Below are 22,176 nucleotides of genomic sequence, written 5' to 3'. Positions count from 1 at the left end.
GTCTTACATCACCGCGAGGATGTCGAGGCTGAAGACCAGCGTCGACTTCGCCGGGATGGTCCCCTGCTCCTTGTCGCCGAAGGCCAGGTCCGGCGGGATGACCAGCAGGATGCGGCTGCCGACCTTCTTGCCGATGAGGCCTTCCTTCAGACCCTTGACCGACAGCTGCTCCATCGGCCAGGTGACCGTCGTGTCGGTGGTGTACGTGCTCTCGAAGGTCTTGTCGTCCTTCCAGGTCTTGCCGTTGAACTTGACCACGACGTTGTCGGTGTCCTTCACCACGGCACCGTCGCCCTCGAGGACGTAGTTCGAGACCAGCTTGGACGGCTCGGCGGTGTCCTTCGGAACGGTCACGGCGACTTCCTTGCCGTCCGTGTTCGTGCCGACCTTGGGCAGGTCCTTGTTGTCCTGGGCGACCTCCTTGCCCGTGGCCGAGGCCGGGACGGAGGTGCCCTTGACGATGTCCACGACGAAGACCAGCGTGGCGTTCGGCTTGATCTTGTCGCCCGAGCCCTGCTCGCCGTAGCCGAGCGCCGGCGGGATGACGAGCTCGACGCGGCTGCCGACCTTCTGGCCCTCCAGGCCCTGGTCCCAGCCCTTGATGACCATGCCCGCGCCGATGGTCACGTCGAACGGCTTGCCCTTGCCGAAGCTGGCATCGAACGGCTCCTTGCCGTCCCACACCTGCCCGAGGTAGTTCACCTGGGCGATGTCGCCCTTCTTCAGCGCCGGGCCGTCGCCCTCGCTGACGGTCTCCACCTTCAGGTCCTTGGGCGGTTCGCCCTTCCCCTGGGACAGGGTGGGCGTCTCCCCGAACTTGGCGCCCTTGGTGATCGCGGGCACCCCGTTCTTCATCTGGGCGGAGTCGGAGCCGCTGTCATCGCCACACGCCGCTGTCGACAGCAGCAGCAGGGGTACGACAAGCAGGCCGGCAAGTCGGCGCACGTGTTCCTCAGATCTCAGACGGCAAGGCGGTCGCCCGCCACTCTAAGCCGTGGGAAGGGCCCCGTACGAGACCGCACGAGGCCCTGCCCAAGATCGGTGCTATGTCACACCACGCACTCACATGCCGGCGATCAGCTTCTCCACCCGGTCGTCCACCGACCGGAACGGGTCCTTGCACAGCACCGTCCGCTGCGCCTGGTCGTTCAGCTTCAGGTGGACCCAGTCCACCGTGAAGTCCCGCCGCTGCTCCTGCGCCCGCCGGATGAAGTCACCGCGCAGCCGCGCCCGCGTCGTCTGCGGAGGCACCGACTTGCCCTCGAAGATCTTGAGGTCGTTGCAGATCCGCGCCGCCTGCCCCTTGCGCTCCAGCAGGTAGTACAGCCCGCGCCGGCGGTGGATGTCGTGATACGCGAGGTCTATCTGGGCCACCCGCGGATTCGACATGGTCATGTTGTGCTTGGCCCGGTACCGCTCGATCAGCTGGTACTTCATGACCCAGTCGATCTCGGTCCCGATCCGGTCCAGGTCCTCCGCGTCGATCGCGTCCAGCGTGCGGCCCCACAGCTCCAGCACCTGGTCCACCACACCGGTGCGGATGCCCCGGCGCTCGGCGAAGTCCACGGCCTTGTCGTAGTACTCCCGCTGGATCTCCAGCGCCGAGGCCTCCCGGCCGCTCGCCAGGCGCACCTTGCGCTGACCGGTGATGTCGTGGCTGACCTCGCGGATCGCCCGGATCGGGTTCTCCAGGGTCAGGTCCCGCATCACCGTGCCCGCCTCGATCATGCGCAGCACCAGGTCGGTGGCCCCGACCTTGAGCAGCATGGTCGTCTCGGACATGTTCGAGTCGCCCACGATCACGTGCAGCCGACGGTAGCGCTCGGCATCCGCGTGCGGCTCGTCCCGGGTGTTGATGATCGGCCGCGAACGCGTCGTCGCGGAGCTGACGCCCTCCCAGATGTGCTCGGCCCGCTGGCTCACGCAGTAGACCGCGCCCCGAGGCGTCTGGAGCACCTTGCCCGCACCGCAGATCAGCTGCCGCGTGACGAGGAAGGGAATGAGAATGTCCGCCAGGCGGGAGAATTCCCCGTGCCGGGCCACCAGGTAGTTCTCGTGGCAGCCGTACGAGTTGCCCGCCGAGTCGGTGTTGTTCTTGAAGAGGTAGACGTCGCCCGCGATTCCCTCCTCGTGCAGGCGGCGTTCGGCATCGACGAGCAGTCCTTCGAGAATGCGCTCGCCGGCCTTGTCGTGCGTGACCAGCTCGGTCACGTTGTCGCATTCGGGAGTTGCATATTCCGGATGCGAACCCACGTCAAGGTACAGACGGGCGCCGTTCCGCAGGAAGACATTGCTGCTGCGGCCCCATGACACAACACGGCGGAAGAGGTAGCGCGCCACTTCGTCAGGAGACAGTCGGCGCTGTCCCCTGAACGTGCACGTGACGCCGTACTCGTTCTCCAGCCCGAAAATGCGGCGGTCCATGACTGAACATTACGCCTTCTGCCCTCTTCTGAAACCGGGTTCGAGAGCGCCATTTCGATCAGTTTCCGCCGACCGCCCCGACACACCCGGGCATCCGGCCGCCCACCCGGCCCCCGATCAGCCCTCCGCCCGCACCCCCGACGACGCCTGCGCCCCATCCCCGGACGACCCGTCAGACGACCCCGCCACCGCCCGGCTCCGGCCCGCAGTTGCCAGCGCCCGCTGAGTCACCATCAGCACCAGCAGCGCCGCGAAACCCGCCACGCTCGCCACCGCGAACCCCTCCGCCGTACCGCCCAGCTCCACCGCCGGACCGGCCGCCGCCGTACCGATCGCCGCACCCACACCGAAGAACGTCACCAGCCACGAGAACGCCTCCGTCACCGTCCCCGCCGGCGCGTGCCGGTCCACCACGATGAACGCACACGCCAGCGCCGGCGCCAGGAACACACCCGCCACCGCCGCCAGCACCGTCATCGCCACCGGCCCGGGCGTCAGCATCAGCGGCAGATAGCACACCGCCAGCAGCGCCACCAACAGCCGCAGCCGCCGCTCCGGAGCACCCGCCCACTCACGGGCCCCGTAGAACACACCGCCGATCAGCGCACCCAGCCCCAGCGCCGCCATCAGCCACCCGTACACCGCCTGGTTCCCGTGGTCGTCCGCGTACGCCACGCCCGCCACCGTGATCGACCCCAGAGCCGTCCCCACGAAGAAGAACGCGCCCAGCAGCGCCAGCAGACCCCGCGACCGCAGCGCCCCCAGCCAGTGCGCCTCGCGCGGCGCCGAACGCCACGTCCGCGACGGCTCGCTCACCACCACCGACAGCGCACCCAGCACCCCGATCGCGTTCAGCGCCAGCAGCGCCCCGGCCGGCGACCACACCGCCACGAACAGCGTCACCAGCAGCGGACCGACCGTGAACATGACCTCCTGGGCCACCGCGTCCATCGCGTACGCAGCGTGCACGCGCTCCTGCTTCCCGCCCAGCACCCCCGGCCACAGCGCCCGCAGCCCGCCCTCCAGCGGAGGCGTGAACAGCCCCGCGACCACCACCGCGGCGTACGCGGCCGCCACCGGCGAGGTACCCGCCACCGCCAGCCACACCATGCCCAGCGCGGACAGCACCGCGGCCGGCAACTGGACGCGCGGCTGCCCGTACAGGTCCACCGCCCGCCCCAGCAGCGGCTGGCCCACCGCGTTCGCCACCCCGTACGCGGCGGCCAGCGCCCCCGCCAGGCTGTAGCTGCCGCCCTCGGCCCGCGTGAACAGCACGATCGCGATGGGCGCCGTGGCATTGGGCAGCCGGCCTATGAGCGTGCCCACCAGCAGCCTCGCGGCATGCCGGGTCCTGAGCAGCTCCGCGTATCCCGCGGCCATGAACGCCCCTTCCGCCCGGAACCAGCCGGGAGTACCCAAGTAATACGTATAACGTGACCCGTCATACGTACCATGTCCACAGCTCACCGGTCCACCCAGCACAACCCGCGACCACCCCGCCACCCCCCGCCGACCACGCACCACAGGAGCCCGTGTGACGAGACCCACCAGCCGGGACGTCGCCACCGCCGCCGGGGTCTCCCAGGCCACCGTCTCCCTCGTCCTCGGCGACAAATGGCACGGCCGCGTCTCCCCCCGCACCGCCGACCACGTCCGCGAAACCGCCTCCCGGCTCGGCTACCGCCCCAACCTCGCCGCCCGCAACCTCCGCCTCGGCACCACGCGCACCGCCCTCCTCGTCGTCCCCGCCCTCACCAACGAGTTCTTCGCCCGCGTCTACACCGGCGCCGCCCGCATCGCCGCCGAACACGGCTTCGGCGTCGTCCTCTACCCCTCCCCCGACGGCACCGGCCCCGCCCGCGACCCCTTCGCCTCCGCCCGCGCCGCCCTCGACGGCGTCATCGCCTCCTCCATGGCCGCCCACGCCCTCGACGCCCTCGGCGGCGACGGCCTCCCCCTCGTCATGCTCGACAGCGACCCCACCGCCACCACCGCCGCGGCCCACGTCAACCTCGCCATGGCCGACGGCGTGCGCCAGGTCACCGAACACCTCCTCGCCCACGGCCACCGGCGCTTCCTCCACCTCGCCTCCGCCGTCGACTCCTGGACCTTCGACATCCGCGCCGAAGCCCTCAGCGCCCGCCTCCGCCCCCACGCCGAGCTGCGCACCGTACGGGCCCCGCTCACCGTGGACGGCGCCCGTACGGCCATGGAGGCGGCCCTCGCGGCCCCCGGAGACCGGCCCACCGCCATCGTCTGCGACGACGACATCCTCGCCGCCGGCGCCTGCAAGGCCGCCCGCCGCCTCGGCCTGCACGTCCCCGCCGACCTCTCCGTCACCGGCTTCGACGACCTCGCCCTGGCCACCGCCGTCGAACCCGAGCTCACCACCGTCCGCCTCCCCGCCGAACGCGTCGGCGAACAGGGCATGAGCGCCCTCCTCGCCGTCCTCGACGGCACCCCCTGGACCGCCCCCGACATCCCCGTAGAACTCGTCGTCCGCGACTCCTCCGGCCCCGCCCCCACCCCCTGAACACGACGAAGCCCCGGCCCGCCCACACAGGGCGAACCGGGGCCTCACACGAACCGGCGACTACTACTCCGCCTCGTCCTCCGGAGCCTCGTCGTTCGACACGGCATCGGCCTGCGCCGCCGCCGGAACATCCGCCTCCAACAGCCTCGACAGCTGCCGGCCCCGGATCCGCTTGAACTTCCGCTGCTGCGACCGCGTCCGGTCCAGCACCGCGACCTCCAGCCGCTCCGCCGGAATCGCCTTGTCCGCGCCATTGGCCTGACTGGACAGCGCCTGCACCGCCAGCTTCAGCGCCTCCGACAGCGTCATCCCGTCCTGGTGCCGCTGGTCCAGGAAGGTGCTGATCTGCTCCGCGTTGCCGCCAACCGCGACCGAACCGTGCTCGTCCACGATCGACCCGTCGTGCGGAAGCCGGTAGATCTGGTCCCCGGCCGCGGTCGCACCGACCTCGGCCACCACCAGCTCCACCTCGTACGGCTTCTCCCCGGCACTGGAGAAGATCGTGCCGAGCGTCTGCGCGTACACGTTCGCCAGCCCACGGGCCGTCACATCGTCACGGTCATAGGTGTACCCGCGCAGATCCGCGTACCGCACACCGCCGATCCGCAGGTTCTCGTACTCGTTGTACTTGCCGGCGGCCGCGAAGCCGATCCGGTCGTAGATCTCGCTGAACTTGTGCAGCGCACGGGACGGGTTCTCGCCGACGAACACGATGCCGTCGGCGTACTGCAGCACGACGAGGCTGCGGCCGCGCGCGATGCCCTTCCGGGCGTATTCCGCCCGGTCGGCCATGGCCTGCTGGGGTGACACATAGAACGGAGTCGACACCGGCTGTCCGTCCCTTTCTTCTGGGCTCCTACAGGGAGACGGATGGTCAGAGCAGGGCGGCGCGCGGGCCGTCGGGCTGCTCAAGACGGCGGTTGGTGACCGTACGGGCGAGTTCCTGCGACTCCTCGTCCGTCAGCCTGCGGAATCCCTCGTCCGTGATGACGGTGACGATCGGATAGATGTGGCGGTACAGGTCCGGCCCACCGGTCGCCGAGTCGTCGTCGGCGGCGTCGTACAGCGCCTGCACGACCAGCGTGGTGGCCTGCTCCTCCGTCAGATCGGGGCGGAAGAGCTTCTTCATCGAACCGCGGGCGAAAATCGATCCCGACCCGGTGGCGGCGTAGCCGTGCTCCTCGGAGCGGCCGCCCGTCACGTCGTAGGAGAAGATCCGGCCCTTCTCCTTGGCCTCGTCGTACCCCGCGAACAGCGGTACGACGGCCAGCCCCTGCATGGCCATGCCCAGATTGCTCCGGATCATGGTGGACAGGCGGTTCGCCTTGCCCTCCAGCGAGAGAGTCGTCCCCTCCACCTTCTCGAAGTGCTCCAGCTCGAGCTGGAACAGCTTCACCATCTCCACGGCCAGGCCGGCCGTACCGGCGATGCCGACGGCGGAGTACTCGTCGGCCGGGAACACCTTCTCGATGTCCCGCTGCGCGATCATGTTCCCCATGGTCGCGCGCCGGTCACCGGCGAGGACGACCCCGCCGGGGAAGGTGGCGGCCACGATGGTCGTCCCGTGCGGCGCCTCGACGACACCTTCCGGCAGCTTGCGGTTGCCGGGCAGCATCTCGGGCGAGTGCGCGCCCAGGAAGTCCATGAAGGACGACGACCCCGGCGTCAGGAAGGCTGCCGGTAGACGCCCTGTGCCACGATTGTTGGCTTCCACGCGTTTCCCTCCAGGTATGAGATGGCCCGCTGGATGGTGCCGGGATCGTCTCCCAACAGTCCGATAGCCGTATTGCAGTTGAAGCACAGTACGCCACGGACCCTACCCGTCTCGTGACAGTGATCCACATGCACGGCCGGAGCCTCTTGGCAGATACAGCAGAGCCCGCCCTGCGCTGCGATGATTTCGTCACGTTGGGCTTCGGTAAGGCCGCACGACCGCTTGAGGTGACCAATCCGACCGTCGACGACTCGGCACGCCTTGCAACGCGTCGCCAAACCATCAACGGCTGACTTGTTGCGATGCCACTCGGAGATCGGCTTCGCCTCACCACACCCGAGGCAATGCTTATAGCCATCCCTGGCGGCCAGCCTGGGCTGCCTGCCCATGCCCTCCTCGCGCTTGCGTTGAGATTCGGCACCGCAGTCACGGCAATGCCGTTGCAGTCCGTCCAGATTCGCTCGCTTGGGAGCGAACTCCCGATGCGGCTTCTCCTCACCGCATCGGGTGCATCGCTTCGTTCGCCCCGCCTCGACCGACTCCACGCTCACCTTCGAATCGAAGGCAGACTGGCTCTACTGCCCACCTTTTTGAACGAATGACCGCACGAAATCCTCGGCATTCTCCTCGAGGACATCGTCAATCTCGTCAAGTACGGAGTCGACGTCGTCGGAGAGCTTTTCCTGGCGCTCCTTGAGGTCGGTCGATTCCTCGACCGCCGCCTCCTCGACCTCCTCGGTCGAGCGCGTCGCCTTCTGCTGTCCGCCGCCGGTGTCCTTGGTCGCCATGTCTACCTCACCCCGCTCGGTTCGCACGCTCACGTCGAGGGACCCCGGGAATTCGGGATCCCTCAAGATCAGACCCTACGTCCGACCCTACAAGGAGGGTCTGACATTCGTCCTCGTACTTTCACAACGTCCGGCTGTCTTCATGATTCCCGGACCGGAGGCCTTTCAGGCCCCGCTCAGCGCCCCGAAAGCACCCGCACCAGATCCTCCGCCGTGCGGCACCGGTCCAGGAGCTCCTTGACGTGCGCCCGGGTGCCCCGCAGGGGCTCCAGCGTCGGGACCCGCTGGAGCGAGTCGTGCCCCGGCAAGTCGAAGATCACCGAGTCCCAGGAGGCCGCGGCCACGTCGTCCGCGTACTGCTCCAGGCAGCGGCCGCGGAAGTACGCCCGGGTGTCCTCCGGCGGCTTGCTCCGGGCCCGCTCCACGTCCGGCTCGGCCACCAGCCGCTGCATCTTGCCGCGGGCCACCAGGCGGTTGTACAGGCCCTTCTCCGGCCGTACGTCCGAGTACTGGAGGTCCACCAGGTGCAGCCGCGCCGCGTCCCAGCCCAGCCCGTCCCGGCGCCGGTAGCCCTCCAGGATCTCTCGTTTGGCGATCCAGTCGAGCTCGCCCGACAGGCTCATCGGGTTGGTCTCCAGCCGGCCCAGCACGTCCTCCCAGCGGCTCAGCACGTCCGCGGTCTGGTCGTCCACGTCCGACCCGAACCGCTCCTCCACGTACTTCCTGGCCAGCTCGAAGTACTCCATCTGGAGTTGTACGGCGGTGAGCGTCCGGCCGCTGCGCAGCGTGATCAGGTGTTTCAGGTCCGGGTCGTGCGAGACCTGGTGCAGGGTGCGCACCGGCTGGTCGATGGCGAGGTCGACGTTGATGAACCCGTCCTCGATCATGGACAGGACCAGGGCCGTGGTGCCGAGCTTGAGGTACGTGGAGATCTCGGACAGGTTCGCGTCGCCGATGATCACGTGCAGGCGGCGGTACTTCTCGGCGTCCGAGTGGGGTTCGTCGCGGGTGTTGATGATGGGCCGCTTCAGGGTGGTCTCCAGGCCGACCTCGACTTCGAAGTAGTCGGCGCGCTGGCTGATCTGGAAGCCGTGTTCGCGGCCGTCCTGGCCGATCCCCACGCGTCCGGCGCCGGTCACGACCTGGCGGGAGACGAAGAAGGGGGTCAGGTGGCGCACGATCTCCGAGAAGGGGGTCTCCCGCTTCATCAGGTAGTTCTCGTGGGTGCCGTAGGAGGCGCCCTTGTTGTCGGTGTTGTTCTTGTAGAGGTGGATCGGCTGGGCTCCGGGGAGCTGGGCCGCCCTGACGGCGGCCTCGGCCATGATCCGTTCGCCGGCCTTGTCCCAGAGCACGGCGTCGAGCGGATTGGTGATCTCCGGCGAGCTGTATTCGGGGTGTGCGTGGTCGACGTAGAGGCGTGCGCCGTTCGTGAGGATGACGTTGGCGAGGCCGATGTCCTCGTCGGTCAGCTGGCTGGTGTCGGCGGCCTCGCGGGCGAGGTCGAAGCCGCGGGCGTCCCGCAGCGGGTTCTCCTCCTCGAAGTCCCAGCGGGCGCGGCGCGCCCGGTGCATCGCCGCCGCGTAGGCGTTGACGATCTGGGACGAGGTGAGCATGGCATTGGCGTTCGGGTGCCCCGGGACGGAGATCCCGTACTCCGTCTCGATCCCCATTACTCGCCGTACGGTCATGCGGCCCTCCTTGCCCGGCGGCGTTCCCCTTCGGGAGCGGCGCTCAAGTACCGCTGGTGCTCCGTTGCGTCTGCTGGTGCGGTGCCCGTCCCCGCACTGCGCGTCGGGCGGTACGGAAGAGCCTAGAACCACTCCGCGCTCGTGGGGAGATCATTTCCGTCATTGAATTCGCCTCGTCACCGGCTGAAAATCAGTCGGCAAAGCAGTCGGCTGCGGATGCCCGGGGAGGGCATCCGCAGCCGCTCCGCTTGATCAGAGGTACTGACCGGTGTTCGCCACCGTGTCGATGGAGCGTCCGGTGTCCGCGCCCTGCTTTCCGGTGACGAGCGTGCGGATGAATACGATCCGTTCGCCCTTCTTTCCGGAGATGCGGGCCCAGTCGTCGGGGTTGGTGGTGTTGGGCAGGTCCTCGTTCTCCTTGAACTCGTCCACGCATGCCTGGAGGAGGTGGGAGACGCGCAGGCCCTTCTGGTTGTGCTCGAGGAAGGCTTTGATGGCCATCTTCTTCGCACGGTCCACGATGTTCTGGATCATCGCGCCCGAGTTGAAGTCCTTGAAGTAGAGGACTTCCTTGTCGCCGTTGGCGTACGTGACCTCGAGGAAGCGGTTCTCCTCGGTTTCGGCGTACATCTGCTCGACGACGGTCTGGATCATGCTGTGGACGGTGCTCGCCGTGGATCCCTGGTGTTCGGACAGGTCGTCCGTGTGCAGGGGCAGCGAGGCCTTGAGGTACTTCGCGAAGATGTCCTTCGCGGCCTCGGCGTCCGGGCGCTCGATCTTGATCTTCACGTCGAGGCGTCCGGGGCGCAGGATGGCCGGGTCGATCATGTCCTCGCGGTTGGAGGCGCCGATGACGATGACGTTCTCCAGGCCTTCCACGCCGTCGATCTCGGCGAGGAGCTGCGGGACGATGGTGTTCTCCACGTCCGAGCTGACGCCGGATCCGCGGGTGCGGAAGAGGGACTCCATCTCGTCGAAGAAGACGATGACGGGGGTGCCCTCGCTGGCCTTCTCGCGGGCACGCTGGAAGACGAGGCGGATGTGCCGCTCGGTCTCGCCGACGTACTTGTTGAGGAGTTCGGGGCCCTTGATGTTCAGGAAGTACGACTTCCCGGCTGCCTGTCCGGTCACTTCGGCGACCTTCTTGGCAAGGGAGTTGGCGACGGCCTTGGCGATGAGCGTCTTGCCGCAGCCGGGCGGGCCGTAGAGCAGGATGCCCTTCGGGGGCCGCAGTTCGTGTTCCTTGAAGAGGTCGGGGTAGAGGTACGGGAGCTCGACCGCGTCGCGGATCAGCTCGATCTGGTCGCCCAGGCCGCCGATCTTCTCGTAGTCGATGTCGGGGACCTCTTCGAGGACGAGGTCTTCGACCTCGCTCTTGGGGACGACCTCGTAGACGTAGCCGGAGCGGGGTTCGAGCAGCAGGGCGTCGCCGGGGCGGATGGTGATGTCCAGGAGCGGCTCGGCGAGCCTCACCACCCTTTCCTCGTCGGTGTGCCCGACGACCAGGGCGCGCTCGCCGTCCTCGAGGATCTCCTTGAGGGTGACGATGTCCCCGGCCCGCTCGAATTCCATGGCCTCGACCACGTTGAGCGCTTCGTTGAGCATGACTTCCTGGCCGCGCCGGAGGTCTTCCGGTTCGACGCTGGGGCTGACGTTCACGCGGAGCTTTCGGCCTCCGGTGAAGATGTCGACGGTGCCGTCCTCGTTGGCCTGCAGGAAGACACCGAAGCCGGCCGGCGGCTGTGCGAGCCGGTCGACTTCTTCCTTGAGGGCCACGATTTGGTCGCGGGCCTCACGGAGGGTGTTCGCCAGTCGTTCGTTTTGCGCGGAGACGCCGGCCAGATTCGTCTGGAGCTCGATGATCCGCTCTTCGAGAATCCTCGTGTGTCGCGGAGAGTCGGCGAGCTTGCGTCGCAGGACGGCGATTTCCTGCTCGAGATAGGCAACCTGGCCGGCGGGGTCCTCAGACCCTCGCCCGGGCCGGATGCCGCGGTTGATGTCGTCGTCGTGGGCTGCCACGGTCCTCACCTCCTCCAAGGGGAGCTGGACGCTTCCTGACCCTACCTGGGCTGGTGGTGATTGAAACCCCTAGATCACAAAGACGGTAGGGGTGTGTCCGATCTTCACCCTTGCGTACTCCCTCTCGCCAAGGAAATACCCACCCATGAACATCTGAAAGCGGCCGGTTGTAAGGTCGAAGTGTTCAACACCCGTCAGAGCTCGCGCGACTTGCTGCGAGGAGTGACCGGGACGGATCACTGAGCGCAGGGAACGGCAGGAGATATGACCGTGCAGCAGGAGGCTCCGACGGGCGGTACCGGCGAGGCCGGGGAGCCGCTGGAGGTCTGGATCGACCAGGACCTCTGCACCGGGGACGGGATCTGCGCGCAGTACGCGCCGGAGGTGTTCGAGCTGGACATCGATGGTCTGGCGTACGTGAAGAGCCCGGAGGACGAGCTGCTTCAGGAGGCGGGGGCGACCACTCCGGTTCCGCTGACGCTGCTCCAGGACGTGGTGGACTCAGCGAAGGAATGTCCGGGTGACTGCATTCACGTAAGGCGCGTTTCGGACAGGGTGGAAGTCTTCGGTCCCGACGCCGAGTGACGCTTCAAACACTCCTGGCGGTCGAGTCCGTCAGCTCCTGGCGGAATTTTCCGCCGGTCCAGCGCCACTTGGCGAGCTTCTTCACGTCGGGGCTGTAGCGCGGGACCTCGGGTGAGGAGTAGCCGAGGAGGGTGGCGGTGACGACGCCGTCGCGCACGGTGAGGTCGGTGGCGTTCTGGCGCTGTGCGGCGTCGAGGAGGGTGGCGACGACGCGGGGGCCGGCGGCGTCGGGCGCGGCCTTGCCGGGTGCGGCCTGGGTGAGTACGTAGATCGCGTGGGGCGGGGTTCCGGAGCCGGCTTCGCAGCGGACGGCGGCCACGGTCTCGGGGCGGCCGTCGCCGTCGAGGTCGCCCTGGGCGGTGGCGGTGACGGTCTGGGGGGCGCCCTTGCAGTCGAGCGGGTAGGTGACCGCGGCCGGGTCGGGTGCGGTGGCCTGCGGGCCGTTCGCGGCGGGTTCCGCGGGGGCCGCGGGGTTGCCGGTGGCCGGCTGGACGAGTCCCGCGGTGGCTATGACGGCGGCCATGGCGGTGGCCGTGGCGAGCCAGTGGACGGGCCGGGCGTGGCTGTGCGCCAGGGTTTCCGGGGTCGGCTCCAGCTCTGCGGGGCTGTGCAGCACGCGGGGTGTCTCCTGTGCGACGGGTGACGGGTGACGGGGAGCCAGCATCGTGCCACACCTCACACTGAGGTGGAACGGGCGGGTCCGGTGACGGTACCCGGAACAACGAAAAGGCGCTGTGGCGCAGTTCCCGGTCGGTCGGGGGAACTGCGCCACAGCGCTTTCGTGTTGGGCCGGCGGGCCGGCTCCGGTGGGCGGCTATGCGGAGCGGTCGCTGCCGGGGCCGTCGTAGTCCTCGCCGTAGGCGCCCTTGGCGGGGCGGCGGCGGCGCATGGGGGGCTCGACGCCGTCCGCGAGGCGGCGGGCGGTGACGAGGAAGCCGGTGTGGCCGATCATGCGGTGGTCGGGGCGGACGGCGAGGCCCTCGACGTGCCAGTTGCGGATCATCGATTCCCACGGCTGCGGTTCGGCGAAGCAGCCGATCTCGCGGATGGACTCGACGGTCTTGGACAGCTGGGTGGTGGTGGCCACGTAGCAGCAGAGGATGCCGCCGGGGACCAGGGCCTTGGAGACGGCCTCGAGGCACTCCCAGGGGGCGAGCATGTCGAGGATGACCCGGTCGACGTCGGTGTCGGACAGGTTGTCCTGGAGGTCGCCGACGGTCAGCTGCCACGCGGGGTGCGGGCCGCCGAAGTAGCGCTCGACGTTGGCGGTGGCGATCTCGGCGAAGTCCGCGCGGCGCTCGTAGCTGTGGAGCATGCCCTGGTCGCCGATGGCGCGCAGCAGGAAGCTGCTCAGGGAGCCGGAGCCCACTCCTGCTTCCACGACGCGGGCGCCGGGGAAGATGTCGGCGAAGGCCAGGATCTGGCCCGCGTCCTTGGGGTAGACCACGGCGGCGCCGCGGGGCATGGACAGGACATAGTCGGGGAGCAGGGGGCGCAGCGCGAGGTAGGCGACGTTCCCCGTGGTGCGGACAACACTGCCTTCGGGAGCACCGATCAGCTCGTCGTGCGGGAAGGAACCCTTGTGGGTGTGGAAATTCTTCCCTGCTTCGAGCGTGAACGTGTAGTGGCGGCCCTTGGGGTCGGTGAGCTGTACCTGGTCCCCGACCTCGAAGGGCCCGCGTCGGCGGGCGGCACCGGTCGGTTCGGACATGTGACCAGTGTATTGGCTTCAGGACTGGGGCCGTGCCATGGCCTTCACGAAGGCCCTTTCGACGTCGGCGGTGGACAGGACGCCGTAGATCTCGCCGGTGGGTTCGAGGACGAGGTACTCGGTGGCGGGGGTGGCGCGGAGGTGGTCGAGGAGTTGTTCGCCGGTGAGGTCCGCGGAAACCTTCATGCCGTCGGTGAGGTCCTGGGCGAGGCCGCTGACGGCGACCCAGGGGCGGCGGTGTTCGGGGACGGAGGCGATGGCGGTTTCGCGGACGATGGCGGTGGGGTCTCCGTGGCCGTCGACGACGACGAGGGCGCGGGCGCCGGCTTCGGTGGCGCGGCGCAGGGCCTCGGAGAGGGGGGTGGCGCTCTCGACGGGGATGGCGCGGCGGGTGAGGGTGCGGGCGCGCAGTCCGGGGAGGTGTTCGCGCAGGCGGGCCATGCGCAGGCTGTTGCCGGCGCCGGTCCAGATGATGGCGGCGAGGATCGCGGCGAGCAGGGCGTCCATGACGGTGTCGATGCCGCCGATGTCGGTGGTGCGGTTGCCGACGATCCCGGTGTGGGTGAGGAGGGGCAGGCCGAGGAGGACGGCGACGGCGAGGGCGCGGCCGATCCAGGCGGCGGCGATGGTGCCGGCCATGGGCTTGCCGGTGATGCCCCAGATGACGGCGCGGAGCATGCGGCCGCCGTCGAGGGGGAGGCCGGGGAGCAGGTTGAAGGCGGCGACGAGCAGGTTGGAGATCATCAGGCCGGCGAGGAGGACGCCGGGGACGGTGGCGGGGTCGACGGCCTTCATGCCGAGGTAGAAGGCTCCGGCGAGGAGGAGGGAGAGGAGGGGGCCGACGAAGGCGAGGACGAATTCGCGGCCGGGGGTCTCGGATTCCTTCTCGATCTCGGAGACTCCGCCGAAGAACTGGAGCTGGATGCGGCGTACGGGGAGTTTGAAGCGGAGGGCGGCGACGGTGTGGGCGAGTTCGTGGACGAGGACGGAGGCGTAGAAGGCGACGGCGAAGAAGAGGGAGACGAGGTAGCGGACGGGGCCGAGGTCGGGGAGGATGCGGTCGAGCTGGTCGCCGAAGACCCAGGTGATGAGGGCGGCGACGAGGAACCAGCTGGGCGAGACGTAGACGGGTACGCCGAAGGGGCGGCCCATGAGGAGTCCGCCGCCCGGTCCGGAGCGCCGTCCTGCGCGCTCGCCGGTTTCGTCGGTGTCTGCCACGTCTGTCCTTCGTTCTGGGGGCCTCGGAGGGTGTCCGGGGGTGTGTTTGCGGGCGGCTCGCGTCTTCGTGTGGCGCGGTGTGATGCCTCGATCATGCAGTGCGAGGGGCCTTTGCGTCGATGGTATGCGCGTGCTGTCCGTGGTGGGTCGTAGGGTTTTGTGCATGACGACGAGCTCCGGTGACGGTCCGGTCGAGGTGGCGCCGGGCGCCGCACGGCCCACTTCGCTCTCCCCTTCGCGGGCGAGCGATTTCATGCAGTGCCCGCTGCTGTACCGGTTCCGGGTGATCGACAAGCTGCCGGAGAAGCCGAGTGCGGCGGCGACGCGCGGGACGCTGGTGCACGCGGTGCTGGAGCGGCTCTTCGACCATCCGGCGCAGGAGCGGACGGCGCCGCGGGCGAAGGCGCTGATCCCGGGGCAGTGGGACCGGCTGCTGGAGTCGAAGCCGGAGCTGGCGGAGCTGTTCCCGGAGGGGGACGAGGGGGAGGGGCTGGCGCGGTGGCTGACGGAGGCCGAGGCGCTGGTGGACCGGTGGTTCACGCTGGAGGACCCGACGCGGCTGGAGCCGGTGGAGCGGGAGTTCTTCGTGGAGACGGAGCTGGAGTCGGGGCTGCGGCTGCGCGGGATCATCGACCGGGTGGATGTCGCGCCGACGGGTGAGGTGCGGATCGTCGACTACAAGACGGGCAAGGCGCCGCGGCCGCAGTACGCGGAGGGTGCCCTGTTCCAGATGAAGTTCTACGCGCTGGTGGTGTGGCGGCTGAAGGGGGTGGTGCCGCGGCGGCTGCAGCTGGTGTATCTGGGCAGTGGGGACGTGCTGACGTACGACCCGGTGGTGGCGGATCTGGAGCGGGTGGAGCGCAAGCTGCTGGCGCTGTGGGACGCGATCCGGGAGGCGACGGAGAGCGGTGACTGGCGGCCGCGGCCGACGAAGCTGTGCGGCTGGTGTGATCATCAGGCGGTGTGTCCGGAGTTCGGGGGTACTCCCCCGGTCTATCCGCTGGCGATCGTTCCGCGGCCCGGGGCGGAGGTCCGCCCGGCGGATTCCTGACGGTTCCCTCAGGGCACAATGGGCGGGGTCCGCCGAAGCCGTCCGACGAATAGAGGTAGACCCCGTGGCGATCCGCGTCCTGCTGGTCGACGACCAGCCCCTGCTGCGCACCGGTTTCCGGATGATCCTGGAGGCGGAGGGGGATCTGGCGGTGGTCGGCGAGGCCGGGGACGGTCTGCAGGCGCTGGACCAGGTGCGTGCGCTGCAGCCGGACGTGGTGCTGATGGACATCCGGATGCCGCGGATGGACGGGGTGGAGGCGACGCGGCAGATCACCGGTCCGGGCCGGGACGGCCCGGCGAAGGTGCTCGTGCTGACCACGTTCGACCTGGACGAGTACGTGGTGGAGGCGCTGCGGGCGGGGGCCAGCGGCTTCTTGCTGAAGGACGCGCCCGCGAACGAGCTGGTGCAGGCGATCCGGGTGGTGGCGGCGGGCGAGGCGATGCTCGCGCCGAGCATCACGCGCCGGCTGCTGGACAAGTACGCGGGGCACCTGCCGTCGGGCGAGGAGAGCCTGCCGAACGCGCTGGGGTCGCTGACCGAGCGCGAGGTGGAGGTGCTGAAGCTGGTGGCCCGCGGGCTGTCGAACGCGGAGATCGCGGCGGACCTGTTCGTCAGTGAGACGACGGTGAAGACGCACGTGGGGCACGTGCTGACGAAGCTGGGTCTGCGCGACCGGGTGCAGGCGGCGGTGTACGCATACGAGAGCGGTCTGGTGCGCCCCGGCGCGCAGTAGCCGTACGGGGCGTCCGGGGCCCTCGCGAGCGGAACGGGCCGGCAACCGCGTGGTGCGGTTGCCGGCCCGTCGTGCGTGGCCTCGGGGGCCGGTCAGCCCTTGCTGATCTCCCAGAAGCGGAAGACGGTGGAGGCGTCGAGGGACCACTGGAGGCCGGTCACGTTCTGGCGGGTGACGGCGTACTGCTTGCCCTGCCAGAGCGGGAGGATCGGGAGCTCGTCGGCGACGATGTCCTGGAGGCGGTCGTAGTCCGTGTTGGCCGCGGTGCGGTCGGACTTCGCGGAGGTCGACGGGATGATCGTCCCGGTGATCTCCTTGTTGTCGTAGTTGTTGCCGAGGACGTTACCGGGGCCGAAGAACGGCTGGGTGAAGTTGTCGGCGTCCGGGTAGTCGGGGACCCAGCCCTTGACGTAGATGCCGTACTTGCCGTCGTGGATGTCCTTCTCGTACTGCTCGTACTCGACGGACTTCATCTCGGCTTCGAACAGGCCGCTGTCGTTGAGCTGCTTGGCGATGACCTCGAACTGCTGGTCGGTGGAGGGACCGTAGCGGGACGGGGTGGAGTACAGGGTGACCTTGACCTTGCCGTTGATGCCGGCGGCCTTGAGGACGGCCTTGGCCTTCTCGGGCTGCGGGCTGCCGCCGTAGCGGTCGAAGAACGGGGTGGTGTGTCCGGCGATGCCGGCCGGGACGATGGAGTACAGCGGGGTGGCGGTGCCCGCGTACACGTCGCGGACGAGGGCCTCGCGGTCGACGAGGTAGGCGATGGCCTTGCGGACGGGCAGCTTGCCGACGACGGGGTCGTTGACGTTGAAGACCATGTGCTCGACCTCGGCGCCGGCGCCCTGGACAACGTCGATCTTGTTGTCGCCGGTCTTGACGGAGGCGAGGGCGGCGACGTCCTTGGCGGCGAGGCCGCGGAAGGCGAAGTCCACGTCGCCGCTCTCCAGGACCGACTTGAGGCCGGCCTGGTCGCCGTTGAAGAACTTCAGGGTGACGCCGGTGTTCTTGGCCTTGGCCTTGCCGGTGTACTTCTCGTTGACGGAGAAGCTCGCGCTCTTGTCGCTGAACGAGTCGAGCTTGTAGACGCCGGAGCCGATCGCCTTGTTGTCGGTGCGCAGCTTGTCGGCCGGGTACTCGCTGTGGTCGACGATGGAGCCGGCGCCGGAGGCGATCTTGCTGGGGAAGGTCGCGTCGGAGGTCTTGAGGCGGAAGACGACGGTCTTGTCGTCGGGCGCGTCGATGCCGGCGATGGACGAGAGCATCACGGCCGGGCCGTTCTCGTCGTTGATCTTCAGGGTGCGCTCGAAGGAGAACTTGACGTCCTTCGAGGTGAGGGCGTGGCCGTTGCTGAACTTCAGGCCGGTGCGCAGGACGCACTTGTACAGCTTGCTGTCGCCGCCCTCGAAGCCGCAGCTCTCGGCGGCGTCGGGCTCGGGGGTGGTGCCGCCCTTGGGGAAGCTCAGCAGCGACTGGAAGACGTTGTTGAACAGCAGCCAGGAGCCGGGGTCGTAGCCCGATGCCGGGTCGACGGACTTCACCTTGTCGGATATGCCCATGACCACGCCCTTGCCGCTGCCGGCATTGGAGCCATCGGTCGAACCGCAACCGCTGAGCAGCGCGGCGGCGGTGGCTGCGCCGAGCGGGGCCGCCAGCCACTGGTTACGTCGATTCACGGATTCGTCCTTCACAGTCGAACTGTTTCGTTGCTCCGGCCCGCGACACCCGCTGCCGGTCGTTGCCGTTGTTCAGCCGCTTACGCCGCGGCCGAGCTCCCACAGCTGGAGGTCGGAGATGGCGTTGACCGACCACTCCACTCCGGTGATCCCGTCGCGTGCGGCGACGTACTGCTTGCCCTGCCACAGGGGCAGGACGGGTACGTCCTCGGCGACGATGTCCTGCATCTCCGTGATCGCGGGGACGGCGACGTTGCGGTCGACGGCGCGCCGGGATTCGGGGATGAGCCTGGTGCGCACCGCGGTGTTGGCGTACGGCGTGCCCAGGAAGTTGTCCTGCTCCAGGAACGGGGCGAGGAAGTTGTCGGCGTCCGGGTAGTCGGGGAACCAGCCGAGCCCGTAGGCGGCGTGGTCGCCGTTCTTCTGGGCGGGGCGGAAGTCGGCCCAGTCGCTGCCCTGGACGGTGATGTCGAACAGCTGGGTGGAGTTCAGCTGGGCCTTGAGGGCCTGGAACTCGGCGGCCGTTCCGTCGCCGTAGTGGTCGTTGGTGTAGTGCAGCGTCAGCTTGACCGGGGTCTTGATCCCGGCGTCCTTCAGGAGGGTGGCGGCCTTGGCGGTGTTGGCTTCGCCGTACTTGCTGAAGAAGGAGTTGACGTGGCCGGTCACGGTGGTGGGGACCAGCGAGTAGAGGGGCTGCGCGGACTTGCCGTAGACCTTGGAGATGACGGCGTCGCGGTCGACGGCGGCGGCGAGCGCCTGGCGCACGGCCTTGTCCTTGACGACCGGGGCCTCGGTGTTGAAGCCGAGGTAGCGGATCTCCAGGCCGGGCATGGGGACGAGCTTGACGCCCTTGGGGGGCTTGGCCGCGAACTCGGTGATCTGGGCGGGCGACAGGGTCCGGGAGACCATGTGGATCTTGCCGTCGGTGAGTGCCTTGCCCATGGCGCCGGAGTCTTCGAAGGCCCGCAGTTCGACCTTGTCGTTCTGGAGCTTGAGGTCGCCCTTGTAGTGCGGGTTCTTGCTGAAGACGGCGCGGACGAGGTGGTGGTCCTTGACCTCGGCCTTCATCGTGTACGGGCCGGAGCCGTCGACTTCGAAGCCTTCGCGGAGCTTCTTGGCGTCGTAGTTCTTCTCGCTGACGATGCCGGTGGCCGGGGTGGAGAGCTTGTACGGGAAGGTCGCGTCCGGGGTCTTCAGGTGGAAGACGACGGTGTCGGCGCTCTTGGCCTCGACGCTGTCGACGGTGGAGAGCAGCGAGGAGGGGCCGTTCTCGTCCTTGATGGCGAGGACGCGGTCGATGGAGAACTTGACGTCCTTGGCGGTGAGCGGGTCGCCGCTCGCGAACTTCAGACCGGGGCGCAGGGTGCAGCGGTAGCTCTCGTTGCCGGCGTCGGTGAAGCGGCAGTCGGAGGCCGCTTCGGGGACGGGCTGGCCGCCGCCGCGCGGGGTGTGCATCAGGGTCTGGACGGTCTGGCGCAGGACGTTCCAGGCGCCGGCGTCGTACGCGTACGCCGGGTCGAACGGGGCGGGGGCGAACTCGGCGGCCTCGAACCGGTCGGTGGTCCCGACGACGATCGCCCCGGATCCCGCTCCCGTGCCGCTGGCGCTGCCGCATGCGGCGAGCGTGGGCGTGAGCAGTCCGGCCGCGGCCGTCAGCACCATGGTCTTGCGGTTCATGCTGGAAGAACTCCCTGTACCCGGCACTTGGTCAAAGCGGTGTAAAGGGCACGTAGCGGCGGTTGCCCGTTCAGGGCGGAACGATCGGGCCGGTGGTATGACGATCGGTCCACTGCGTCCCGGAACAGGGGTGTGTGCCCGGGACACCGAGGTGCGGCGCGGTGCCCGGCTTGACACTAGTGGCCCGGGACGGGATGGCTGGAACTGGCCGGACTTGGGGCGTAATCGCACGGTGATCGGAGCGGACTGGCTGTCCATGTGGAGGTCCGCGCAGATTCGGTCAGGAGCTGATCAATCCGGACACAAGGGAAGCCGAAGAGGCCCCCGGACAGGCGTCTCGGGGGCCAGACGGGTGACAAAAGTCACCTGGGACAACCGCCCCGGACGGGATGGAATTTCGGCCTCCGGGGCGGTCCGCGGAAGATCCTCTCGTGGGACCTTGGTCCTGCGGCGTTCTGTTCGGCACAGAGCGTATGCGAGGGGTACCGGTCCGTCAGCCCGGCGAGGTGGGCGGGCTCAGTTCAGCGGGCTGATCAGGGACCGCAGGAACGGCAGGTCGACCTCTTCGAGCGAGCGCACGATCGTCCGGCCGGGGGCGGCCTCGATGAGGCCGACCGAGGGGATGGCCACGACCCGGCAGCCTGCGGCCTCGGCGGCGGCCACGCCGGTGGCGGTGTCCTCGATGACCGCGCACCGCGAGGGGTGCGCGCCCAGGGTGCTGGCGGCGAGCAGGTACGGGTCGGGGTGCGGCTTGGTACGGGCCACCTCGTCCCCGGCGACCGTCATCGTGAAGCGGTCCCGGCCGAGGGTGAGCAGGACCTGGTCGATGACGCGCCGGTGCGAGGCGGATACGAGGGCGGTCGGCACGTTGTGCCGGGCCAGCTCGCTCAGGAGCCGCTCGGCACCGGGCATCAGCGGGACCCTGTCGGCGATCCGGGCCTCGAAGCGCTCGTTGAGGAGCACGCTGAGCTCGGCGATGCCGATGGCGGCGCCGGTGGCCTCGATCAGGAAGCCGGCGCTGCGGCTCATCGGCCCGCCGACGACGATGTCCCTCCAGGACTCCTCGAGCCGGTGTCCGAGCTCCCTGAAGGTCTCCTCTTCGATCTCCCACCAGAACCCCTCGGTGTCGACGAGGGTCCCGTCCATGTCCAGCAGTACCGCCTGAAGGGCGTGCCCGTCGGCCGTTTGGACCACGGGGACGGGAACGGTGCTGGTCATGCGCACGCCTCTCTCAGGGGACGAGAAGGCCGGTCACCTCCGCCCGCGGGAACATGCCCTCGGGAACAGGTGACCGGCCTGTATGGGACCGACCAGTGTACGCCGGTCCGCCTCAGCGTGCGTTGAAATACTTCGCTTCGGGGTGGTGGATGACGATCGCGTCGGTGGACTGCTCGGGGTGCAGCTGGAACTCCTCCGACAGGTGGACGCCGATCCGCTCCGGCTGGAGGAGGTCGGCGATCTTCGCCCGGTCCTCGAGATCGGGGCAGGCGCCGTAGCCGAGGGAGAAGCGGGCGCCGCGGTACTTGAGGTCGAACATGTCCTCGACCTGGTCCGGGTCCTCGCCGCCGAATCCCAGCTCGGCGCGGACGCGGGCGTGCCAGTACTCGGCCATGGCCTCGGCCAGCTGGACGGAGAGCCCGTGCAGCTCCAGGTACTCGCGGTAGGAGTCGGACTCGAACAGCTTGGCCGTGGCCTCGCCGATCTTCGAGCCGACGGTGACCACCTGGAGGCCGACGACATCGGTCTCGCCCGACTCCTCGGGGCGGAAGAAGTCCGCGAGGCACAGGCGGCGGCCGCGGCGCTGGCGCGGGAAGGTGAAGCGGGTCCGCTCGTTGCCCTGCTCGTCGAGGATGATCAGGTCCTCGCCCTTGGACACGCACGGGAAGTAGCCGTAGACGACGGCCGCCTCGAGGAGGTTGTCCGTGTGCAGCTTCTCCAGCAGGCCGCGCAGCCGCGGCCGGCCCTCGCTCTCGACGAGCTCCTCGTACGTGGCGCCGCCGGCGCGGGCCTGCTTGAGGCCCCACTGGCCCTTGAACAGGGCGCCCTCGTCGAGCCAGGAGGCGTAGTCCTTGAGCGGGATGCCCTTGACCACGCGGGTGCCCCAGAACGGCGGGGTGGGCACCGGGTTGTCCACGGAGACGTCCGAGCGGCCGCCGGGCTCCTCCGGCTCCTCCGCCTGGAGGACGGGCGTGTCCCGCTTGGCGACACGCCGCTGCTTGAGCGCGGGGAGGCTGGCGCCCGGCACACCGCGCTTGACGGCGATCAGGGCGTCCATGAGGCGCAGGCCTTCGAAGGCGTCGCGGGCGTAGCGGACTTCGCCTTCGTAGATTTCGTGGAGGTCTTGTTCGACGTAGGC

Annotated in this window: 20 protein-coding genes; 4 read left to right on the top strand and 16 right to left on the bottom strand. The window is 68.9% G+C overall.

The window, feature by feature from the left end:
• Positions 1–3 precede the first annotated feature (3 nt).
• From ACFWP3_RS31675 to ACFWP3_RS31665, 3 genes are all read right to left on the bottom strand, one after another.
• Complete coding sequence (locus ACFWP3_RS31675; RefSeq protein WP_384227894.1) at positions 4–945, bottom strand: FKBP-type peptidyl-prolyl cis-trans isomerase; 942 nt, start codon at positions 943–945, stop codon at positions 4–6.
• A gap of 117 nt (positions 946–1,062) precedes the next feature.
• Positions 1,063–2,424, bottom strand: a complete 1,362-nt coding sequence (gene pafA, locus ACFWP3_RS31670) for a Pup--protein ligase (protein ID WP_030016332.1) — start codon at positions 2,422–2,424, stop codon at positions 1,063–1,065.
• A 117-nt stretch (positions 2,425–2,541) separates the two neighbouring features.
• Positions 2,542–3,804 carry an MFS transporter gene (locus tag ACFWP3_RS31665; RefSeq protein ID WP_384227890.1) on the bottom strand — a complete coding sequence of 421 codons (1,263 nt, stop codon included), beginning with the start codon at positions 3,802–3,804 and terminating at the stop codon, positions 2,542–2,544.
• Between the two features lie 154 nt (positions 3,805–3,958).
• Between ACFWP3_RS31665 and ACFWP3_RS31660 the strand changes: the two genes are divergently transcribed.
• On the top strand, positions 3,959–4,957 hold the full coding sequence (locus tag ACFWP3_RS31660; protein WP_384227887.1) for a LacI family DNA-binding transcriptional regulator: 999 nt from the start codon (positions 3,959–3,961) through the stop codon (positions 4,955–4,957).
• A gap of 63 nt (positions 4,958–5,020) precedes the next feature.
• Here the strand turns inward: ACFWP3_RS31660 and prcA are convergent, their stop codons facing one another.
• The 6 genes from prcA to arc all read right to left on the bottom strand — a co-directional run bounded on the left by prcA (position 5,021) and on the right by arc (position 11,166).
• Positions 5,021–5,785: a proteasome subunit alpha gene (gene prcA / locus ACFWP3_RS31655; RefSeq protein ID WP_384227884.1), complete on the bottom strand. Its 765-nt coding sequence runs from the start codon at positions 5,783–5,785 to the stop codon at positions 5,021–5,023.
• 46 nt (positions 5,786–5,831) lie between these two features.
• Positions 5,832–6,671, bottom strand: a complete 840-nt coding sequence (gene prcB / locus ACFWP3_RS31650; protein WP_048476955.1) for a proteasome subunit beta — start codon at positions 6,669–6,671, stop codon at positions 5,832–5,834.
• Positions 6,623–7,060 (bottom strand): endonuclease VII domain-containing protein, encoded by a 438-nt coding sequence (locus ACFWP3_RS31645; RefSeq protein WP_384227933.1) that lies wholly within the window; start codon positions 7,058–7,060, stop codon positions 6,623–6,625. Before ACFWP3_RS31645 ends, prcB begins: the two co-directional genes overlap by 49 nt.
• Before the next feature lie 186 nt (positions 7,061–7,246).
• On the bottom strand, positions 7,247–7,459 hold the full coding sequence (locus ACFWP3_RS31640; RefSeq protein ID WP_030016348.1) for a ubiquitin-like protein Pup: 213 nt from the start codon (positions 7,457–7,459) through the stop codon (positions 7,247–7,249).
• Positions 7,460–7,635: 176 nt separating this feature from the next.
• The gene (gene dop, locus ACFWP3_RS31635) at positions 7,636–9,147 is read right to left on the bottom strand and encodes a depupylase/deamidase Dop (RefSeq protein WP_384227880.1); all 1,512 of its coding nucleotides are present in this window, start codon (positions 9,145–9,147) and stop codon (positions 7,636–7,638) included.
• Between the two features lie 252 nt (positions 9,148–9,399).
• On the bottom strand, positions 9,400–11,166 hold the full coding sequence (arc, locus tag ACFWP3_RS31630; RefSeq protein WP_384227878.1) for a proteasome ATPase: 1,767 nt from the start codon (positions 11,164–11,166) through the stop codon (positions 9,400–9,402).
• Between the two features lie 264 nt (positions 11,167–11,430).
• Here arc and ACFWP3_RS31625 point away from each other — a divergent pair, with 264 nt between their 5' ends.
• Complete coding sequence (locus ACFWP3_RS31625; protein ID WP_384227875.1) at positions 11,431–11,751, top strand: ferredoxin; 321 nt, start codon at positions 11,431–11,433, stop codon at positions 11,749–11,751.
• Between the two features lie 4 nt (positions 11,752–11,755).
• On the opposite strand, the gene ACFWP3_RS31620 is transcribed toward ACFWP3_RS31625, so the two are convergent.
• The 3 genes from ACFWP3_RS31620 to ACFWP3_RS31610 form a co-directional block, all read right to left on the bottom strand.
• Positions 11,756–12,367, bottom strand: a complete 612-nt coding sequence (locus ACFWP3_RS31620) for a hypothetical protein (protein WP_384227873.1) — start codon at positions 12,365–12,367, stop codon at positions 11,756–11,758.
• Between the two features lie 198 nt (positions 12,368–12,565).
• Positions 12,566–13,462, bottom strand: a complete 897-nt coding sequence (locus ACFWP3_RS31615; RefSeq protein WP_030016358.1) for a tRNA (adenine-N1)-methyltransferase — start codon at positions 13,460–13,462, stop codon at positions 12,566–12,568.
• Between the two features lie 18 nt (positions 13,463–13,480).
• A complete protein-coding gene (locus ACFWP3_RS31610; protein ID WP_384227870.1) occupies positions 13,481–14,680 on the bottom strand; it encodes a site-2 protease family protein in 1,200 nt (399 codons plus the stop codon).
• A gap of 163 nt (positions 14,681–14,843) precedes the next feature.
• Between ACFWP3_RS31610 and ACFWP3_RS31605 the strand changes: the two genes are divergently transcribed.
• Positions 14,844–15,731 (top strand): RecB family exonuclease, encoded by an 888-nt coding sequence (locus ACFWP3_RS31605; RefSeq protein WP_384227868.1) that lies wholly within the window; start codon positions 14,844–14,846, stop codon positions 15,729–15,731.
• A 64-nt stretch (positions 15,732–15,795) separates the two neighbouring features.
• Positions 15,796–16,467: a response regulator gene (locus ACFWP3_RS31600; protein ID WP_384227866.1), complete on the top strand. Its 672-nt coding sequence runs from the start codon at positions 15,796–15,798 to the stop codon at positions 16,465–16,467.
• A 92-nt stretch (positions 16,468–16,559) separates the two neighbouring features.
• On the opposite strand, the gene ACFWP3_RS31595 is transcribed toward ACFWP3_RS31600, so the two are convergent.
• From ACFWP3_RS31595 to ACFWP3_RS31580, 4 genes are all read right to left on the bottom strand, one after another.
• The gene (locus tag ACFWP3_RS31595; protein ID WP_384227863.1) at positions 16,560–18,143 is read right to left on the bottom strand and encodes an ABC transporter substrate-binding protein; all 1,584 of its coding nucleotides are present in this window, start codon (positions 18,141–18,143) and stop codon (positions 16,560–16,562) included.
• Between the two features lie 72 nt (positions 18,144–18,215).
• Positions 18,216–19,820: an ABC transporter substrate-binding protein gene (locus ACFWP3_RS31590; RefSeq protein ID WP_384227861.1), complete on the bottom strand. Its 1,605-nt coding sequence runs from the start codon at positions 19,818–19,820 to the stop codon at positions 18,216–18,218.
• 516 nt (positions 19,821–20,336) lie between these two features.
• A complete protein-coding gene (locus ACFWP3_RS31585) occupies positions 20,337–21,038 on the bottom strand; it encodes an HAD family hydrolase (RefSeq protein ID WP_384227858.1) in 702 nt (233 codons plus the stop codon).
• Positions 21,039–21,150: 112 nt separating this feature from the next.
• On the bottom strand, positions 21,151–22,176 hold a 1,026-nt coding region (locus ACFWP3_RS31580), incomplete at its 5' end, for a vitamin B12 dependent-methionine synthase activation domain-containing protein (protein ID WP_384227856.1).

The organism is Streptomyces sp. NPDC058525 (assembly GCF_042719495.1).
Classification (GTDB): Bacteria; Actinomycetota; Actinomycetes; order Streptomycetales; family Streptomycetaceae; genus Streptomyces.
The sequence above is the reverse complement of the archived record's forward strand: the minus strand, read 5'-3'. Positions and strand labels throughout refer to the sequence as shown.